General features: G+C 42.2%; 15 protein-coding genes and 1 tRNA gene. 12 read left to right on the top strand and 4 right to left on the bottom strand.

Annotation, left to right across the window (positions count from 1 at the left end; translation table 11 throughout):
* Position 1 precedes the first annotated feature (1 nt).
* The 5 genes from B9A91_RS02725 (at position 2) to B9A91_RS02700 (ending at position 4,202) form a co-directional block, all read left to right on the top strand.
* Positions 2-2,104, top strand: coding sequence for a hypothetical protein (locus B9A91_RS02725; protein WP_084236882.1), 2,103 nt, complete (start codon positions 2-4; stop codon positions 2,102-2,104).
* Positions 2,105-2,322: 218 nt separating this feature from the next.
* Positions 2,323-2,922, top strand: a complete 600-nt coding sequence (locus tag B9A91_RS02720) for a glycoside hydrolase family 19 protein (RefSeq protein WP_084236881.1) — start codon at positions 2,323-2,325, stop codon at positions 2,920-2,922.
* Position 2,923: 1 nt separating this feature from the next.
* Positions 2,924-3,151, top strand: a complete 228-nt coding sequence (locus B9A91_RS02715; protein ID WP_084236880.1) for a hypothetical protein — start codon at positions 2,924-2,926, stop codon at positions 3,149-3,151.
* Positions 3,152-3,170: 19 nt separating this feature from the next.
* Entirely contained in the window at positions 3,171-3,572 is a 402-nt protein-coding gene (locus B9A91_RS02710; RefSeq protein WP_084236879.1) for a hypothetical protein, read from the top strand.
* Between the two features lie 557 nt (positions 3,573-4,129).
* Positions 4,130-4,202: transfer RNA gene (locus B9A91_RS02700), tRNA-Gly, on the top strand.
* Between the two features lie 66 nt (positions 4,203-4,268).
* Here the strand turns inward: B9A91_RS02700 and B9A91_RS02695 are convergent.
* A complete protein-coding gene (locus B9A91_RS02695) occupies positions 4,269-4,862 on the bottom strand; it encodes an RNA polymerase sigma factor (RefSeq protein ID WP_084236877.1) in 594 nt (197 codons plus the stop codon).
* A gap of 112 nt (positions 4,863-4,974) precedes the next feature.
* Here B9A91_RS02695 and B9A91_RS02690 point away from each other — a divergent pair, with 112 nt between their 5' ends.
* The 7 genes from B9A91_RS02690 (at position 4,975) to B9A91_RS02660 (ending at position 15,173) form a co-directional block, all read left to right on the top strand.
* On the top strand, positions 4,975-6,102 hold the full coding sequence (locus tag B9A91_RS02690) for a FecR family protein (RefSeq protein WP_084236876.1): 1,128 nt from the start codon (positions 4,975-4,977) through the stop codon (positions 6,100-6,102).
* Positions 6,103-6,297: 195 nt separating this feature from the next.
* Entirely contained in the window at positions 6,298-9,816 is a 3,519-nt protein-coding gene (locus B9A91_RS02685) for a SusC/RagA family TonB-linked outer membrane protein (RefSeq protein WP_235012443.1), read from the top strand.
* 11 nt (positions 9,817-9,827) lie between these two features.
* Positions 9,828-11,189, top strand: a complete 1,362-nt coding sequence (locus B9A91_RS02680; protein ID WP_084236874.1) for a RagB/SusD family nutrient uptake outer membrane protein — start codon at positions 9,828-9,830, stop codon at positions 11,187-11,189.
* A gap of 58 nt (positions 11,190-11,247) precedes the next feature.
* Positions 11,248-12,141, top strand: coding sequence for a BT_3987 domain-containing protein (locus B9A91_RS02675; protein WP_235012436.1), 894 nt, complete (start codon positions 11,248-11,250; stop codon positions 12,139-12,141).
* 40 nt (positions 12,142-12,181) lie between these two features.
* Positions 12,182-13,315: a TlpA disulfide reductase family protein gene (locus B9A91_RS02670; protein ID WP_084236873.1), complete on the top strand. Its 1,134-nt coding sequence runs from the start codon at positions 12,182-12,184 to the stop codon at positions 13,313-13,315.
* A 27-nt stretch (positions 13,316-13,342) separates the two neighbouring features.
* The gene (locus B9A91_RS02665) at positions 13,343-14,434 is read left to right on the top strand and encodes a TlpA disulfide reductase family protein (protein ID WP_084236872.1); all 1,092 of its coding nucleotides are present in this window, start codon (positions 13,343-13,345) and stop codon (positions 14,432-14,434) included.
* Positions 14,435-14,468: 34 nt separating this feature from the next.
* Complete coding sequence (locus B9A91_RS02660; protein WP_144008837.1) at positions 14,469-15,173, top strand: hypothetical protein; 705 nt, start codon at positions 14,469-14,471, stop codon at positions 15,171-15,173.
* A 517-nt stretch (positions 15,174-15,690) separates the two neighbouring features.
* Here B9A91_RS02660 and B9A91_RS02650 read toward each other — a convergent pair.
* The 3 genes from B9A91_RS02650 to B9A91_RS02640 are packed head-to-tail and all read right to left on the bottom strand — an operon-like array spanning position 15,691 to position 18,460.
* The gene (locus B9A91_RS02650) at positions 15,691-15,939 is read right to left on the bottom strand and encodes a hypothetical protein (RefSeq protein WP_084236869.1); all 249 of its coding nucleotides are present in this window, start codon (positions 15,937-15,939) and stop codon (positions 15,691-15,693) included.
* Positions 15,940-15,986: 47 nt separating this feature from the next.
* On the bottom strand, positions 15,987-17,123 hold the full coding sequence (locus B9A91_RS02645; RefSeq protein WP_235012435.1) for a glycerate kinase: 1,137 nt from the start codon (positions 17,121-17,123) through the stop codon (positions 15,987-15,989).
* Positions 17,123-18,460, bottom strand: coding sequence for a GntP family permease (locus B9A91_RS02640; RefSeq protein ID WP_084236867.1), 1,338 nt, complete (start codon positions 18,458-18,460; stop codon positions 17,123-17,125). The genes B9A91_RS02645 and B9A91_RS02640 overlap by 1 nt, the downstream gene beginning before the upstream one ends.
* Positions 18,461-18,479: the final 19 nt, after the last annotated feature.

The raw sequence follows: 18,479 nt of genomic DNA, 5'->3' as shown, positions 1-18,479 counted from the left end.
TATGAAACATTTAAAATTACTTATACTTTTTATCCTGGTCAATGCGTACGCATTTGGGCAGGGGAATCCGCCATCAGGCACAAAGCAGCTTTCAACTAATCAAGGTTACATCAACCCAGTTGACAGCACGATCTGGTGGAGGATCAGCGCCACAGGTGTTCCGTCATTTTATTACCAGGGCGTTCGGTTTAATGAGATGCGAGATAGTTTGAAAAAGTTTAGCACATCAGTAAACGTAGAGTCTTTCAGAAAGCCAGGACTTACTGACGATAAAATCATTCAAGATGCTATAGACTACGGAGGTAAGGGGTCATTAATAGTGCTTGGCAGTAACATAGTTTATAATATTGTCAATTCACTGCTTTTAGATAGCAATCAAGCTTTGATTGGTAAAAAGTCAGTATTAAAAAGGGGTAATTCTATTTTCACAACACTATCAAGCTCTGCTGGAGCTTCTTCCAATAGTATAACGGTTACGAGTGTCCCTAACGGATGGAAGCCTGGTGATCAGTTGCAGTTATATACCGATACGACAGCAAGCAAAAGTAGTAGTTTGAATTTAAGAATACTATCCATAGCAGGGAATGTAATTTCATTATCCAGGCCGGTTAACTCGTCTGTTGACGGCACAATAACAGTATGGCCTATGGGGGCCTATGTTAGAAAAATCTATTCATTAATAAGCTCAAAACACTTATTAGATTCTGTCAATGCGCCGTTTAGCGTTCACGGCGTAATATTTCAGGGGAACAAAGAAAACAACAATCAAAATTATTATTGGTATGCAAACCCTGCGGTAGTCATACGTGGATTTCAATCAGTGATTTCTAATTGCTATTTTTTTGACTCCCCAAATGAAACCATAGTTTCTCAAGGAGCGCACGTAATAGGAAATTTTGCCTATAACATTAATGGATCATTTGTTCATATCTCTGGGCAAGCAGACATAGAAACTCATGCATTCGAGCAAGAGAATATGTATATACAAAATAACTATGTGAATAATTCAAATATCATTTCAACTTTAATCACCGGACATTCTGAGGGAGTAATTACAAATAGCTTTAATGGAGGGAATGCAACGATTACAGGCAATAGGTTTTTTAATGGCGGGGAAGCCGTCTTAGGGGCTTTTTCTACTAGTAGCTTGCCTGCTCATATTGGGGTGGGGAGATTGGTTTATGCTGATAATTATGCAGAGAATTTTGACCAAATAATATACGAATTTTCCGGCGGTTCTGGTTCAATAGAGGGGAGCGTAACTTTTAATGGTGGAGAGTTTAACAACTGCGGTATTAACGACTGGTCTTCCGCTGCGTATTACGGAATAAGTGGGCAGTCAATGAAGCTCTCAGGAAATACAACTATTGTAAATTCTTCTGCACCAATTACGTACATAAGTAAGGATGATAACATAGTACTTAACAAGCTTACAAAATCTGGCAATCCCACTGAAACGTTTTCTTTTGTTGCAACTGGTAAATCCAGCGGGAATATAGTAGCTTTAGGTGCCGACTTAGCGGGAAATCCTGTTATGCAGGGCTATGACTCAACATTTACAACGCCTAAACAAACCTTTATTAATCCTTATGGTGGCAATGTGTGGTTCGGCGATGGGATTGATGATGGCACTGGCTCAAAATACCAGTTCTTTGGTAGCTTGAGTTTGTCGGGGAGGCTGTCACAAGGTACTAGAGTTTTATCTTTTTATCCCGGAAATGTTTCTAATATTTCTTTGTATGAGAGCGGGTCTACCAAATATGGCTTTGGTGTTCATGGTAACGACGGGTCTTTAGATATATCTGCGAATCAGGACGAAGGTAATATTAGATTTTTTAGCGGTTCTGATAATACATCCCCAACAGTACGAGCGATAATTACCAGGTATGGTAATTTATTGATAAACACCACGACTGAATCCGGAGACAAGCTTCAGGTTAATGGCTCTACTATATCTGCTCAATATAAACTATCTAGCTTAAACACAGCTCCTTCATCAGCTTCGGATACCGGAGTTGCCGGAGAAATAAGGATTACATCTACACATATATATGTCTGTACTGCTACAAATACATGGGTAAGATCTGCATTATCAACTTGGTAAACAATAAACAAAAGGCGCTCACATAAAACAGCGATGGCACAAATGGAACATCAGACGGCAGGAACAATCGGATCAACAATATCCCTAATATCAGCAGCAATTACTATAGTAACATCTGATTTGCAAGCATACATTTCAATAACCGCTGGAATGGTGGCGATCGCCTCTGGCTGCATGGCAATTAGGCATTACTACTATTCAACAAAAAAACTAAAGGGATGAACTCTAAAGCATTTTATGACAACATACGGGCAAACATTTTTGCCGGGTCAATCAGTCCAAAGCAATTTGAAGGGATAGAGGCTATAATTAAAGAATATAATAGGCTTTGTGTAAATGACCTGCGTAAACTTGCTTACATCTTGGGTACTGTTTTCCACGAAACAGACAAAACCATGCAACCTATAGAAGAATATACCAAAGGCGGCGGGCTGCCTTACGGGAAGAAATTTAAAATGGGGGGTGGCCCCGGGAAGCGAGTCCCTTATACCATTCCTGATAAGCTATATTATGGCCGGGGACACGTGCAGCTAACCTGGTATGAGAATTACCAAGCAATGGGTAAGCTGCTTGGGGTGGACCTTCTAAATAAGCCAGAATTAATGCTCACTATGGATGTTTCGGTAAAGGTGTTGTTTGAAGGTATGCTTAAAGGGCAGTCGAATTTCGGGGACTTCACCGGTAAATCTCTTGAAGATTATTTTACTCCAAATAGATCGGACTGGTATAACGCCAGGCGTATAGTCAATGGAACAGACGCGGCGCAGAAAATCGCCGATATAGCTCAGAAATTCTACAAGGCATTAATAATCGTTTGATATGAAATGGAATCCAGACAATTTTAAGGGCATACTGGCCACGGTAGTGGTATTATGCTCTTTCGCTTACTTCTTTGTAATCACATTCTTTGAAAGGAATGCAGATCCGCAAGTGATAATAGCGATAGTAGCTGCATTGAGTACTACTCAGCAGTACTACTTTGGTTCATCTCAGGGCGCAAATAAGAAGGATCAGATCATATCTGATGCAATCAATCAAAACAAGTAACAATTTAAAACAATATATTATGAGTACAGAGAAAACCATTTTTGGAAAAATCATCGCCGCTATTTTAAGTGTTTTTGCGAGCAACTGGCAATCATTTGTTGCAAAACTATGGACAAAAGTCCCGGCCGACTTGCAGAGTAAAATAAAAATAGGTGTAGAGGTCGTTGAGTTATTTAAAAACCTTGTAAATAGTCCGACTGCAGATGTTATTACTGCCATTATTCCTGGGCATTATGATGATGACATTAAGGAATGGCTCAGGGATTTATTGGAACGGATTGACTTGGATAAATACCTCCCATCCGAAGCGGGCCATCTTCATTTATTGGCTACATACATTAATAAAGAGGCAACGGGTTTATCTTTTGGACAAGCCTCGCTCACTACAGAGGTCGCATACCAAAATTTAAAAGCAGCTTAGACAGAAGCCCTTCAGAAATGAGGGGCTTTTTTCTTGCTAATTGTTTTAGTAATTTTGTTGTCCAATTTTACTGATATGGTAAGCTTAAAGTTTACAACAACCTATCAAGGTAAGCTAGTAAATGTTGAAATATCTCAACCGGCAGGCGCAGGAGGTGGGTTTCATATTAACATAGATAACCTATACTATGGTGTTGTGACAAAGAGGTTGGATGAATGGGCTGTAGTACCTCAACATGATCATTACTTTACAGAAGAACAAAAAGACTCTATATTGATCCGGCTATTCCAGGCAGGATTGATCGACAAATGCCGGTTGAAAGTTTTGAATATTGAAGATTACTTTAAAAAGTAATTGGAAAATCATTACTTTGTTCGCGGGAAAACAAACATTCACCCTATCTTTTCCCGCACCAAAAACAGTACCAAAATTCCCGCATAAAAACACCGTTAAATGAGTCAAAAATGGCCTTAAGAAAGAAGAAAAATAGTTCGTCCGAATTCGATTCCCGCTCTGAGTACAAAATAGCCGCAGTGGATAATGCGGTTGATGGTAATGCGAAAATAGCTCAGTTGGTAGAGCACGACCTTGCCAAGGTCGGGGTCGCGAGTTCGAATCTCGTTTTTCGCTCTAAAAGCCTTCCTGAAAAGGAGGGCTTTTTTATTTTATAGGCTACCCAGAGCGGTGCTGCAAAAACTATTTCAGCAGCACTGTAAGAAAAATGCCAAGGGGAATTCCCAGGTCGCGTTTCACGGCATCACCCAATACTTTCATGGATTTGATCATGTGCTTCTTTACTGCACTGCGCGAGATGCCCAGTATTTCTGCAGCTTCATCATAACTTTTATATTCCTGCCTGCATAAACGAAATACCTCACGGCTTTGCGGGGTAAGTGTAACCAGTATACTTTGCAGGTAAGCCAGATAATCTTTGGTCTGCAGCTCTTCCTCAAGTGAACCTGAAGGGCTATAGCTGTTAATGATCACACTTTTTGCAGTGTTGTCTATGGAGGCCCTTTTTAAGAAATTTAAAGTGTGGTTCCTGGATATGGTAAACAAGTACGATTTAAATGCCTGCCTGTCTGTGAGCGCTTCCTTATTTTTCCACACTTTTAAAAATATTTCCTGCGTAAGGTCATCCGTAAGCTGAGGCGATTTGAGGTATTTGTAAATGAAGCGGTAAACCAGCGAGCGATAATGACTGTAAAGTAAAGCAAACGCGTTAGCATCCCCATTGGCAGCCTGCTGCAGCAATTCTGTTTCATTCGCTAATACCGTATTTACCGTCATTTTTTACAATAATAGAGATTATTCGTTAGTACCTCATAAAAATATTTTATTGAAGGGGTGCCCGGGGGCTGGTAGTTAATTGTCTGGTACAGTACAAGCACCAGTCTACGTTATGGATCAAACCACATTTTACAAACAACTCCTGGAACGGTATGTGAACAATACCGCAACGGCCGAAGAACTGGAAGTTATAGACCATTTGATCGGAGAAGCAAAACTGGATGAGTTGCTGATGGACCATATGGCTGAAAGCTGGGCAAAGGAAGAAGCTGTTTTTGAGGAAGGGAATGAAGTTGTTCCGGGGAAAACCAGGCGATTTAAACTTTGGCCGCGCATAGCAACAATTGCAGCTGCTTTAACAGCGATTGTAGTTGGGACCTGGTTATACACCTCCCGGCATTCAGCAACACAACCGGATTATATAAAATATGCGAATAACATCAAACCCGGCAAAAACCAGGCTACTATTACCTTTGCAAATGGTAAAGTAGTTAAGCTGAGTGATCAGAAAAGCGGGGTTGTTATTGGAGAGGAGCTTAAATACAATGACCATACTCCGGTGGAGGCAACCGCTGGAGGATCCGCCGACGACAGTGCTGAGGAAGCAACAATTACCACCCCGCGCGGGGGCACTTACCAGGTTACCTTAGCTGACGGGACTAAGGTATGGCTTAACGCTGCATCCAGTTTAACTTATTCACCAGTCTTAAATAAAGAAGGTATACGTAGGGTGAAATTGGAAGGTGAAGCCTATTTTGAAGTAGCAAAGGATAAAGACCGGCCATTTATAGTTGACAGCAAAGGCCAGGAAGTAAAAGTTTTGGGCACACATTTCAATATCAGCAGTTATGCTGATGAAAGTGCGGTAAAAACAACATTGCTGGAAGGATCAGTTCTGGTGCGCTCAAACCTGCACAAGGACGAGATTGTGCTTAAGCCCAGTGAACAGGCCAGCCTTACCGGAAGTGCGGGAATCGCGGTACGCCAGGTGGACGTAAACGAGGCTGTAGCCTGGAAAACAGGTGATTTTCGGTTTAAGGACCAGCTGATTACAGATATTATGAAACAGATAGCCAGATGGTACGATGTAGAGGTGGCATATGAAGGCGACCTGTCTGCCGTGCGCCTGGATGCATTCATATCGCGGAACAGGAACATAAGCCAGTTGCTGATGAAGATGGAACAAACCAATGAAGTTCATTTTAGGATAGAAGGAAGGAGGATAATTGTGAAGAAATAGCTACCTGAAAAAACAAACAAGCCAGTCCCCGATTGGAGTCGGAAACTGGCGGAGTTTGGCCAAGTTAATTTATTTATCAACAGAACCGCAGGAAGCTGAGCTTCGAAACATAAGCTTTCTGCATTACCAAACCTAAATTAAATGTATAGATTTTATACGAATATATTGCTAATTATGCGACTAACCGCCGTTATATTGCTAGCATCTCTTATGCAGGTGAGCGCCAGCAGCCTGGCCCAGAGAATATCCCTGTCCGAAAAGGGCAGTAGCCTTTCACGTGTTTTTGAGAAGATCAAATCCCAGGCAGGGATAGATTTTGTGGTCAGCACCGAAATACTCAAAAGTTCCAGACCCGTAGATATCAATGTGCGTAATGTGCAGCTGACGGAGGTATTGAAGGCTATTTTTAAAGATCAGCCCCTGGAATATTCTATTGAAGACAAATTTGTAGTGGTGCGAAAGAAGGACCCTTCGGTACTGGATAAGGCAAAATCTGTCCTCATGGATTTTATGCTTAATCTTACGGTAAAGGGAAGGGTGGTAGACGAAAAAGGGACACCACTTGCCGGTGCTACGGTAACAGTTAAGGGAGAAAAACAAGGTGTAAGGACCGGAGCAGATGGATTGTTTGCCCTGCAAAATGTGAAAGAGGGTGCAATAGTGGTCATCACTTATACAGGATTTAAAACCAGGGAGATTGCCGCTTCAGGCGATCTTGGAACCATCCGGATGGAAATTGCAGTGGGCGACCTGGCAGAGGTAGGCATAACCGTGAATACCGGTTACCAGCGCATCAAGCCGGAGCAGAGTACAGGTGCGGTTGCGCAGATTGGTACCAAAGAATATGAATCAAGGGTAAGTTCCAATTTCCTTGACGGATTGGTAAACAGGTTACCAGGACTGATGATTAACAATGATGTTAATTTTACCAGTACGGCACCGGATGGCAGCAGATCTTCCAGGCCATTATTCAATATCCGGGGTATTTCTACCATGTCGGCCAATCAAAGCCCGTTGATCGTAGTAGATGGGTATCCAACTACTTTGACTCTCGATATGATCGATCCGAATGAGATCAAGTCAGTAACCATTCTTAAAGATGCCGCTGCTGCCACTGTGTATGGGGTGAGGGCATCTAACGGAGTAATTGTAATTGAGAGAAAACAGGCTATTGCAGGCAAACCGCAATTTAACTACAGGACAACTTTAGGTTTTAAACCTAAAGAAGATTACGCTCGCTACAGGTGGGATGATAATGCATCATCGGTAGTTACTAATTATCTGCGGACTACACAAAGTGCAATTGTAAATGCTACGTCATGGGGATTGTTATCTACTGCCAGTGCAGGAGCAATAAACCGATCGGCACCCTACTATATAGCAGCACAGGCTGCGGCCGGAATGATTACACCTGCACAGGCTGAAAGCGCCTATGCCGAATTGGCCAGCTATGATAATATAGATGATTATAGCAGGTTGTTTGAAAGAACAGCCATAACACAAACACACAATTTGAATGTTTCGGGAGGGAATGAAAATGCGCTGTATTATATTACCGGAAATTATACTGGAAACCGCAATAATAAAGTTTTAGATGATAACAGCAGGATTCTGTTTTCCGCCCGCAGTACAATAAAATTGTCTAGAAAGTTAGCGCTTGAATTGACTACAGATTATAATGAGCAGCGGTTTAACAATGCTCCAACACCTGGGCCAGCTACCTATAACCCTTATGAGCGTTTTCAGGATATAACCGGGGCACCTACCTCGATTATAGGGGCCAGCATTTCAGCTCCATACAATACTTTTATCATGTCGCAGGGTTTAGAGGATGACGCCATTTATCCTTTGATAGACATGAACGAAATCAGGAATACTACACGCAGTGTTAATAACAAGTTTACGGCTAATTTTAAATATGATTTGGGTAAAGGGTTCGATCTGAATTTTGGTGGCATTTATGAAACTTCGAGATCAGAACTTAAATATCTGGCTTCTGAACGTTCATCGGTAGTTAAACGATATATTAATGATTATGCGGCAAGGCAGGCAGATGGAACATTGAAATTCAACATTCCAAAAGGTGGATATTTGCGCCAGCAGAACCTGAATACCTCAAGTTATACTGCACGTGCACAATTGAATTACAACAAAAAATTTGGCGACCATTCTATTAATGCCATTCTTGGGGGAGAAGCAAGAAGTTTAATAGATAGAAGCAATCTAACAACTTCCTTTGGCTACAATGATGAAACCTTACTACAGCAAGGAGTAGACTATGGCTCAATAGTTTCAAATGCAGTAGCCACAAGGGGAACCTATGGAATGGGATCTTCACTACAAAATCAAATCGATGCGTTGTTTAACCAAAAATATGTAGAAGATAGGTTCCTGTCGGGCTATTCGAATCTCGTTTATGCTTATAAAAACAGGTATTCGGCTACTGGTAGTATTCGTATTGATCAGTCAAATCTTTTTGGTACCAATCCAAAATACAAATATAAACCATTATGGTCGCTGGGGGCGGCATGGAATATTCATAATGAGCCTTTTATGCAAAACCTGGTTTGGGTAAATCAACTTAAACTTCGCACAGCGTATGGTTTTAATGGGAATGTGGCCAAATTGTCTCTTCCGGAAGTTATAGCACAGGCCCGGTTTAATATCAATACATCACCAGTAGTCCCGGCATTGGGGCTTGTATCTTATGCCAATAGCAGTCTGCGTTGGGAACAAACGAAAAATTTTAACGCAGGTTTAGATTTTAGCATTTTCAAAAACATCAATGGTAGTATAGACTATTATACGAAAAAGAGTACTGATCTGTTAGGCAATTCGTTAATTGATCCAACGCTTGGTGTAAGTCCGACTCTAATTAACCAGGCTACAATTAGAAATAATGGTTTGGAATTTAGCCTGAAAGCAGATTGGATTGCCAGACGAAATTTCAACTGGAATACAGGTATTGTTGTGGCGCGCAACAGCAGTAAAGTTTTGGACGTATTCAGAAAAGGAGATTTTAATCCACAAACATTAGATGTTTTGGGCTATGTGAAGGGTTATCCTGTAGGCGCTATGTTTGCTTATAATACTGTGGGATTGGACAATACAGGATATCCGATATTGGAAGATGCAAACGGAAATATTATCCAAACGAATAATAATTCCCTGGGATCCCCGCAAACAGCCGCGATGGCCAGTGAAACATCAGGACTTGTTCGTTATGCAGGCTCTTCTCTACCTACTGTAAATGCTGGGTTGAGTAACAGGGTTGATGTAGGTAATTTTTATTTCTTTGCGATGATTAATTATTACGGAGGGTTTAAGGTAAGAGTACCTCGTCCGGATCTTAGGGCCACAAGGCCATTGCAAGGCGCAGGTAACTATTGGAAAGCACCTGGTGATGAATTTACTACCGATGTTATGGCGTTGGCAGCTTTTAGCAGTGCCAATTCGAACAATGCTTACAATTATGCATCAAGTTATGTTGTACACGGTGATTATTTGACTTTGGGCGATTTAACAGCTTCCTATAGTCTGGAGAATCTTAAGTTTCTTAAGAATGCAGGTTTTAGAAATTTCGAAATCAAAGTCCAGGCGTCCAATATATATACCGTAGGTTTTAACCGTTACAACTATAGCAGAGCTATCGGAAATTTCGAAAAAGCCTATATCACACCTACTTATACCCTGGCTTTATTTACTAACTTTTAGACGATAAACAGATGAAAAATTTTAAATATATACTTATACAATTAGTGTTTTCGTCCTTAGTACTAACTGGTTGCGATAAATATCTGGATATAACACCGAAAGGGAAAACCCTGCTAACTACAGTTACGCATTACGACCAGTGGCTAAATGACAATGCTTTTTTTGAAGGAGCGGGGACTATCAGTTATCTGAATGATAATGTTGATGTTGTTAGCATCACAACACCTCCAACCATCCGCGAAGAATTTGTGTATACCTGGGGAGAACAATATTCAGTTAATGTTAGCGAAGCGCCTTTATTCTGGGGAGATCATTACGCAAAGATAAACTTGTACAACACGGTACTTGTTGGTATTGACAAAGCCACAGGTGGAACTACTGCTCAAAAAAAGAGCCTTAAAGCAGAAGCACTTTTAGGACGTGCTTTGGAGTATTTTTATTTGATGAATGAATACTGCCAGCCCTACGATGCTGCAACGGCAGTACAAAATCCAGGAGTTCCATTCGTCACTTCAAATGATGTAACAGAAAAAGTTCCCTCACGTGGTACTTTGGCCGAACTTTATCAGCATATTCTTGATGATATCAATGCAGCTATTCCTGATCTTCCATTAGATAACAGTATCAATCGCTTCCGTGGATCTGTTGCTGCAGGGTATAGTGTTTTAGCCAGGGTGTATTTTTATAGCCGGAATTATGCAGCTGCCAAAATAAATGCTGAACTGGCTTTGGCAAATACCAAAGCGGTAATGATCAATTATAATGGCACTTTACCACTTACAAATTTGATAAGTACTCATTCTGAAGTGATTTATGGAAGATATGTTGTTGGTAATATAACGGCTTCGCTTGATTTTATGCGCTCATTTGCAAGTAACGATCGCCGTGTTAGAATGTTGTACCGCAGTTCTGATGGTTATGCATTTACCACAAGAGGTGCAACTCTTTTTATTCCAACATTGATAACACCTGTTTTGGGCAACGTTAATACTGGTACTTCAGTACAAGAAATGAAATTAATTGCGGCTGAAGCGGCAGCACGGTCCAATGATTTGACCACTGCATTACGCTACCTGGATGAAATTCGGGTAAACCGTTTTGCAACTGCAAGTTATGTGAAGTACACTTCTGCTGTTCAGGAAGATGTTTTGAAAGAAGTTTTAAGTGAAAGAAGCCATGAGTTACCCTACAACGGACTCCGTTGGTTCGATATGCGCCGTTTAGATCAGGATAATAGGATGGGTACAGTAACCAGGTATAATGCACAGGGTGGGGTTGTAGCTACTTTACCGCCGCACAGCAATAAATACACTTTACAGATTCCTTATCAGGTTATGAGTTTTAACCCGGGTATGCAACAAAACCCATATTAAAAAATTAATCATGCGTAAATTTAACTTATTAGCAATATGTTCATTAATCGTAGTATTAATGTCATGCAAGAAAGACGATACCCTGGTAGATTTGCCTGATGGTAGTATTTCATTTGACCTGCCTGCATCCAGCGATGTTATTGAAATGCCTGTTTCCATTTTGGCGGATGCAACCACCACATTAGAAATAAAGGCCGCCTTGACCGGCAATGCAGCCAATGAGGATCACCACGTAACTTTTGCTATAGATACTACCAAAATAAGCGGTTATACAGCGAAGTACGGACCTGCTCTTGTACTCCCTACCAGCGCTTATCTCTTTTATAAATCAATAGTAACCCTACCGGCAGGTGCTACTAAATCTGAGGCCGCAATTCTAAATATTGGTCAGCAGACAAAATTAACGGAATATACTACTTACGTACTACCTGTTGTAATTAAATCGGTGGATGGCAAAATAGAAGGGCCTGCAACAAACAGGGTAATATACTATGTTTTTAAAACAGGAAAACCGCTGTTTGTGAATAGAACAGGCTGGACGATTGCTGGCTTTTCATCACAGAACAGCGCAACTAATGCTGCCGGAATGCTGATCGATGCTAATAATTTGGCAACTTATTGGGCAAGTAGCATACAGCAGTCAATGCCGCAGTGGGTATCGATTAATTTTGGTAAAGAGGTTTCTTTTATTTCCTTAACTTATTATTTACCCACCATATTAGTATATCCAACACAGGGAGGTTATCCAACATCTATGAGAATAGAAACAAGTATGGATGGTACAACCTGGGTTAACAAAGGAGTATTTGCAGGTAATATTGTCAATAAAATGCAAACTATAGATGTAGGGCAAACCACAGCAAGATATCTCCGCTTTACGGTACTTGCATCGGCAAAATACAGCAATTTATACGATGCTATCTTTATCAGCGGTATTATGCTTACACCGTAATTTTTGAAAGATACAATCTTAACCTAGTAAACAGCATAAAATGAAAAAAATACTATTTGCACTGTTGCTGCTGCCTTTTATGGCAGCAGCGCAAAAAAGCTACACCATATCGGGGAAATTGCCTGCTCTAAAAAGTCCGGCCAAGGCTTACCTGGTCCTTTTAAAAAATAATGCATGGAAGGAAGTCGACTCGACTGCTGTTAAAAACGGAGAGTTCCAATTCACTGGAAGCGTTGATGAACCCCAGAATGCGTTGATCGCCATCAGGCGTAATGGTGCGGCAGATTCGGGTAGACAGCGTGATACGCAGGGCTTTTTTATAGAGAATTCTAAAATCACCATGGTTGGCACAGATTCGATCAGTAATGCAAAAATTACTGGTTCTGTTGCAGACCGGGAAAACCGGGAACGGGAGGCGCTAATGAAGCCGGTTACTGCCCGGATCATAAAAATACAGGACGAATTTGGAAAGAAGACTGCTGACGGGGCCTATGTAAAATCATTGGAAGAACGTAAAAAAGCAGGGGACAGCATTCAAAAACTGGTTGCCACAAATAAACAGATCAACTGGAAGTTTGCAGAAAGCCATTTGAATTCTTTTATGGGGCTTTATACCTTCAATATATATGTACTCGATAGTCATTTTGAGGCCGCAAAAGTAGAACCACTGTTCAATCGTTTTTCTGCCGCACTGAAATCTTCGCCACTTGGCCTGCGTACAGCCGAAAAGATTGAAATCGGCAAGCGCCGCCAGGCTGGGGCCAAAGCAACCGACTTTACACAAAATGATTTGAATGATAAGCCTTTTACCCTTTCTTCTTTAAGAGGAAAGTACGTTTTGGTCGATTTCTGGGCCAGCTGGTGTGGCCCATGCCGTGCAGAGAACCCTAATGTAGTAAAAGCTTATAACGAACTTAAAGGTAAAAATTTTGAGATTGTAGGGGTATCGCTCGATTATCCGGGAGGCAAAGCGGCCTGGGCAGAAGCCGTTAGAAAGGATGGGTTGCCATGGATTCATGTGAGCGATCTGAAAGGCTGGAAAAATGAGGTTGCTGTGATGTACGGCATTAATTCCGTTCCACAGAATATCCTGATCAATCCGCAAGGTATAATCATTGCCAAGAACTTAAGAGGAGAGGACCTGACAGCAAAACTGAAGGCCCTGATTAAATAATTCAACAAGTACTGAAAACTAACACTTATGAACATAAAAAACATTTTAACTATGCTTTTACTGTTGCCTGCAGGTATGTGCATGGCACAAGATAAATTTGAGATCTCGGGTAACTTACCTGGCTTAGGAAGCGATAAAAAGGTAATCCTGAGCTATGTAAACAGCGAAGGGAAAAATGTAAAGGACAGTGCCATAGTCAAAAACGGTAAGTTTTCGCTGAGCGGAACCACTGCTTTTGGCAACAGGGCCGATCTGTCCATAGCGCGCAGCTACCAGACTTTCTACCTGGAGAAGGGAAAATACAAGGTAGTAGGTACCGACAACCTTTCAAAGGCCTCGATTACCGGTACCCAGGCCCAGGCCGACTACCTGGTGTATGATCGCATGGTAGGCATACCGCACAGGCAATACAAGGAGTTGGTAAATCCTTATATGAAGGCACGTTCGGCCAAAGACACCGCAAAAATGAACGAGCTGGCAAACCAGATCAAGCCCATCATGGCGCGTATTGAGGCTGCGCTGGATTCCTTTATTTTTAGTCACCCCGATTCTTATGTAGCCCTGGATGCCATCAACGATAACAAGACCATGGTGATTGATCCGGCAACTTTTGGTAAGTATTACGATCCCCTCAGCAAAAGGGTACTGGCCAGTCATACCGGACAAAAGCTTACGGCGAAATATGAGAAAGCAAAACAGCTTGCAGTTGGAAAAGCGGTTGATTTTACACAGCCAGACGATAAAGGGAATGAGTTTAAACTTTCATCTTTAAGAGGTAAATATGTTCTGGTTGATTTCTGGGCCAGCTGGTGCTCGCCTTGCCGCGCAGAGAATCCACATTTGCTGAAAGCTTATAAAGAACTAAAAGATAAAGGTTTTGAGATCGTAGGCATTTCCCTGGATGAAACCAAAGCTGCCTGGTTGAACGCGGTAAAGCAGGATGGCATGCCATGGATCCAGGTGAGCGACCTGAAAGGCTTTAAAACCGATATTGCTGTAAAATATGGCATTAGTGCTATTCCTCAGAACTTCCTCATCAACCCGGAGGGTGTAATTGTTGCGAAAAATCTGAGGGGCGAAAATGTAAATGAGCAGATTGCAAAGTTTATTAAGCATTAAATTTTTCTAACCAATATCTATAAAAAAAATGACTATGAAATCAACTCAATTAACATCAAGGCTATTTTTGATAACCATCCTTTTTATAGGATTTTTGACAGGGTGTTCCAAAGACACAGATAATGAGATGCAGCCTCAAACTGCCAGGGAAGACCAGCAAGTAATTCGGAAAAATTTCGCTACACGGCAAGAGCTTGACAATTACTTAAAAAGAACTAAAAAGTTTGGCACCACAGATACAGTTACTGAACGAACTATAATTGCTTCTTCTGCGGTGGCGAAATTTTCACCTATAAAAAGTTCTTCATCTTCAAAAGAAAAAGTGTCCTCTTTAATGACGTCTACTTACGATGAAGTTACAGGTATATTCGAACTTCCGCCGCCAGGTGGTTACATAGCCTGGACTTTTAACTTTCCTATTGCAGCAAATGAAGGTTTTCCGAGCAGGCTTTTATGTAACGGTAGTTTCCATTCCGGAGGTGGAACATTTTATAATGGTCTGTTCGTCTCATCAGAAATATTTCCAGGGCCAACTAGTACTGTTACCAATAACTGGACTTATGTGCTTGGTGGGTCAAGCTGGGTTATTTATTCTAATCATTCTTTCGTACAGGAGTTAACAATTGGTCCGGTAGAGGTTTTCCGTAGGTCCTTTATTGCAAGTGTAACAATACAACCAGTAACATCTCAGCCAGGAGCAGTGCAGGCAACAATTGTTTATACAGAGGTTAATTCCTAATATAATTTGGCTATTATTATTTAGTCGTACCACGAAAGAACGCGTTATATACTAAAAGAAAAATACTAATTAATGCAATAAGCATTCCCATACCGATCAGGACGTTACCAAACAAACCGCCAATGTGAAAAATTTTAAGCAATGAACCTGCTATAGTACAAACAAGAAAGGCAGCCAATAGTCTTAAATATGCCAAGGAGATGTGCTGTGGTTTCATACTCTGATATTAAATTTGAGTTCACTCATTATTTTAACTGATGATCAAATATATGGAATATGTTTTGATAACTAATCTGATCTAGCTTGTGCAAGCCCCGGATTTAACCGGGGCCTTTCTGCTCTTTCAGGGGCTGTATTGTTTTGTTGCTGTTAACTTTGAACCAGTTTCCCTGGGGAACTGATTTGGAACTGGTTCTCTGCTGGTTTGGAGCCGCTTCGAAGAAAAGGGACTTTTTGAGGCCATGGTAGGGCAAAGCTCCGAAGGATGTCAAGGCCCGGGCACTAATCCGGGCCTTTTTTATTCTTCCTGATCTGCATTGTGCTGCTCCTGCGACTTCTCATGCCGCTTTGTTGGATGTACGTCGCCCAGTAAGGCATCCGTGTTTTCTATATGTTCTTTGGGCTTGTCAGTTGCCTTTGCTTCACCATCGTCATTAAACGCTGCAGCAGGAATGTCCCTTTCATGTCCTGGTTTACCTTTAAGGGCTGCTCCAGTTAAATTTGAACCAATTTCCCTTGGAGCTGATTTTTCGTCTTTCGTTTCCATAAGATCTTGTTGTTATATATTGTAAACAATCAGGATCCTTTTTGGATTTAAGTATTTGCAGAGTCAAGTAAATCGCCAATATTCCTGGCTGTACGTTCCAGGTTAATGGCAGTATTTTGAACGGCCTCGCTAAGCGGTACGGGTTCATTTCCGATGGCCATTAGGGCTTTAAAATACTTTAACAGTTCTGCCGGGGGGCTTAGGGGCACTTTTCCTGCCAGACCTATAACTGGTATATTTTTTATCAAAGCCCGCTTTGCCACACCAAAGGGGCCTTTACCCTGAAGGGTTTGTGCATCCAGGCTCCCTTCTCCGGTAATCAGCAGATCGGCTTTTTTCAGTTCCTCATCAAAACCCGTAAGGTCTAAAAAATAATCTATGCCGTTAACCAGTTTTGCATTTATAAAAGCATGCAGTCCTGCTGCTGCACCACCGGCCGTGCCGCTATAGCTGAGCTTGTCAATGGCTCTTCCAGATTGCGCCTCAGCAATACGGGCTAGCCGGCTTAAGAACTGATCCAGCTGAGCTACTGCTTTCGTATCTGCACCCTTTTGCGGACCAAAAACAGCAGCAGCGCCATTTGGTCCGAGTAAATGGTTATCCACATCACAAAGGACAATAAACTCACAGTTTACGATCCGGGGATCTGCTTTGGAAGCGTCTATTCTATTTAAACGTATGAGGTCCCGAGGAACAGGCCGGAGTTTCCTGTTACCTTCATCCAGAAAAGCAAAACCCAAAGCACTTAAAATTCCGCATCCACCATCTACCGTTGCAGAACCACCCATGGCAATAATGATCTTGCTTACACCTTCATCCAGAGCCGCGCTGATCAGTTGACCCGTGCCAAAAGAAGAGGCCATCATGGGATTCAGTTCAGTAGTTTTCAAGCGCCTTAATCCGGAAGCATCTGCCATCTCTATTACAGCGGTCTGGCCTTTGTCAATGAACCCGAGCGAAGAACTGATTGCCCGCCCCAAGGCATCCTGCACTTTCAGCTCAACCCGCCTGGCCTTGAATTTTTCGATGATTAAAGCAGCAGTACCATCGCCGCCATCGGCTATAGGGAAACAGGTGCTGGTACATTTAAGGGGACTGGAATACAAGCCTTTTTGAATGGCTGCTGCTGCCTCCAGCGCGGTCAGGCTATTTTTAAACGCATTTGGGGCAATGAGGATGTGCATCAGGATATGAATTTGGATAAAATATAAACCATAGCAAATGAAGTGACACCCATTAAAATACTGGCCACCGTATAAACCCTGAGCATGGTCCTCATGTCGAGGCCCGAGAATTTTGCAATTACCCAGAAATAGGCATCATTGGCATGAGAGATCATCATAGACCCTGCACCCATAGCCAGTACACACAGCAGTTTTCCGGTTTCATTATCTAGTCCTAATACAGGCAATAACGGCAGTACAATGGATGCTGCGGTAATGATAGCAACAGTTGAAGAACCTTGCGCCGTCTTTAGCATAAAAGTAAGCAGAAATGGGAAAAACAGGCCCAGGCTATCGAGTGCCAATGACTGACTCAGATGCGTCCCTATTTTAGTGGCTGCAAGTATGGCCCCGAAAGCTCCGCCTGCGCCGATGATGACCAGGATGCCCCCGGCTTTTTCGGCCGAATCTTGCAGCAGATGGCCCAGTTCAGCCTTTTTCCATGATTTCCTGCAAAAAAAAGTAAGCAGTATGCCGATGATTAAGGCAATAACCGGATCGCCAATGGAAAGCAACGAAGTAAGCCAGGCATTATCTGGCGTAGCTTCCAGCGTGACAAATGCTTTTAATGCAATAAGGGCAATGGGAACTATAATGGGTAAAAAAGATTGGATAACCGAGGGCAGATGCTGCCGGGCATCGGGGGCAATTTCTTCCTCTACAATTGGAAGCGGAATGTTTTTACCCGCATAACCTGCCCAGATATTGCCAACAATCATGGCGGGTATAGCTACGAGCGCGCCAATCAGTATCAGTTTGCCAATATCAGCACCAATAATGCCAGCAGCTGCGGCACTGCCCGGATGCGGAGGCACCATACAGTGAACGGAATACAGGCCTGTGGCCAGTGATACAGACATGATCACGATGGAAATGCCCGCCTTTTTGGCCAGTGTTTTATTGAGCCCGCTAAGTACTATATATCCGGAGTCGCAAAAGATAGGGAGGCCTACTACAAAACCAGTAATACTGATTCCCCAGACCGTGCGTTTTTCGCCAAGTTTTTTTAAGATGTAAGCCGCCATTACTGAAGTGCTGCCGGTGTATTCGAGCAGAATGCCCAATGTGGTGCCGAGCAAGATGATCAGGCCAAGGGATTTGACAATATTGCCAAAACCATCTTTCATAATGGTTACCACTTCCGTTAGTGATAAATGGGCGCCTATACCCACAAAAAAGCAGCCTATGATTAAAGCGAAGGCTGCAGGCACCTTAAACCTGGTGGTGAGTAAAACAATCAGGGCTATTCCCGCCAGCAGGCAGGCAAGCAGGTATACAAATGAAGTGTCTGGTGCCATGCACTAAATATATTAAAAT

This window comes from Pedobacter africanus, from assembly GCF_900176535.1.
In the GTDB taxonomy this organism is placed as follows: Bacteria; Bacteroidota; Bacteroidia; order Sphingobacteriales; family Sphingobacteriaceae; genus Pedobacter; species Pedobacter africanus.
This window is presented reverse-complemented; position numbering and strand designations above follow the sequence as displayed.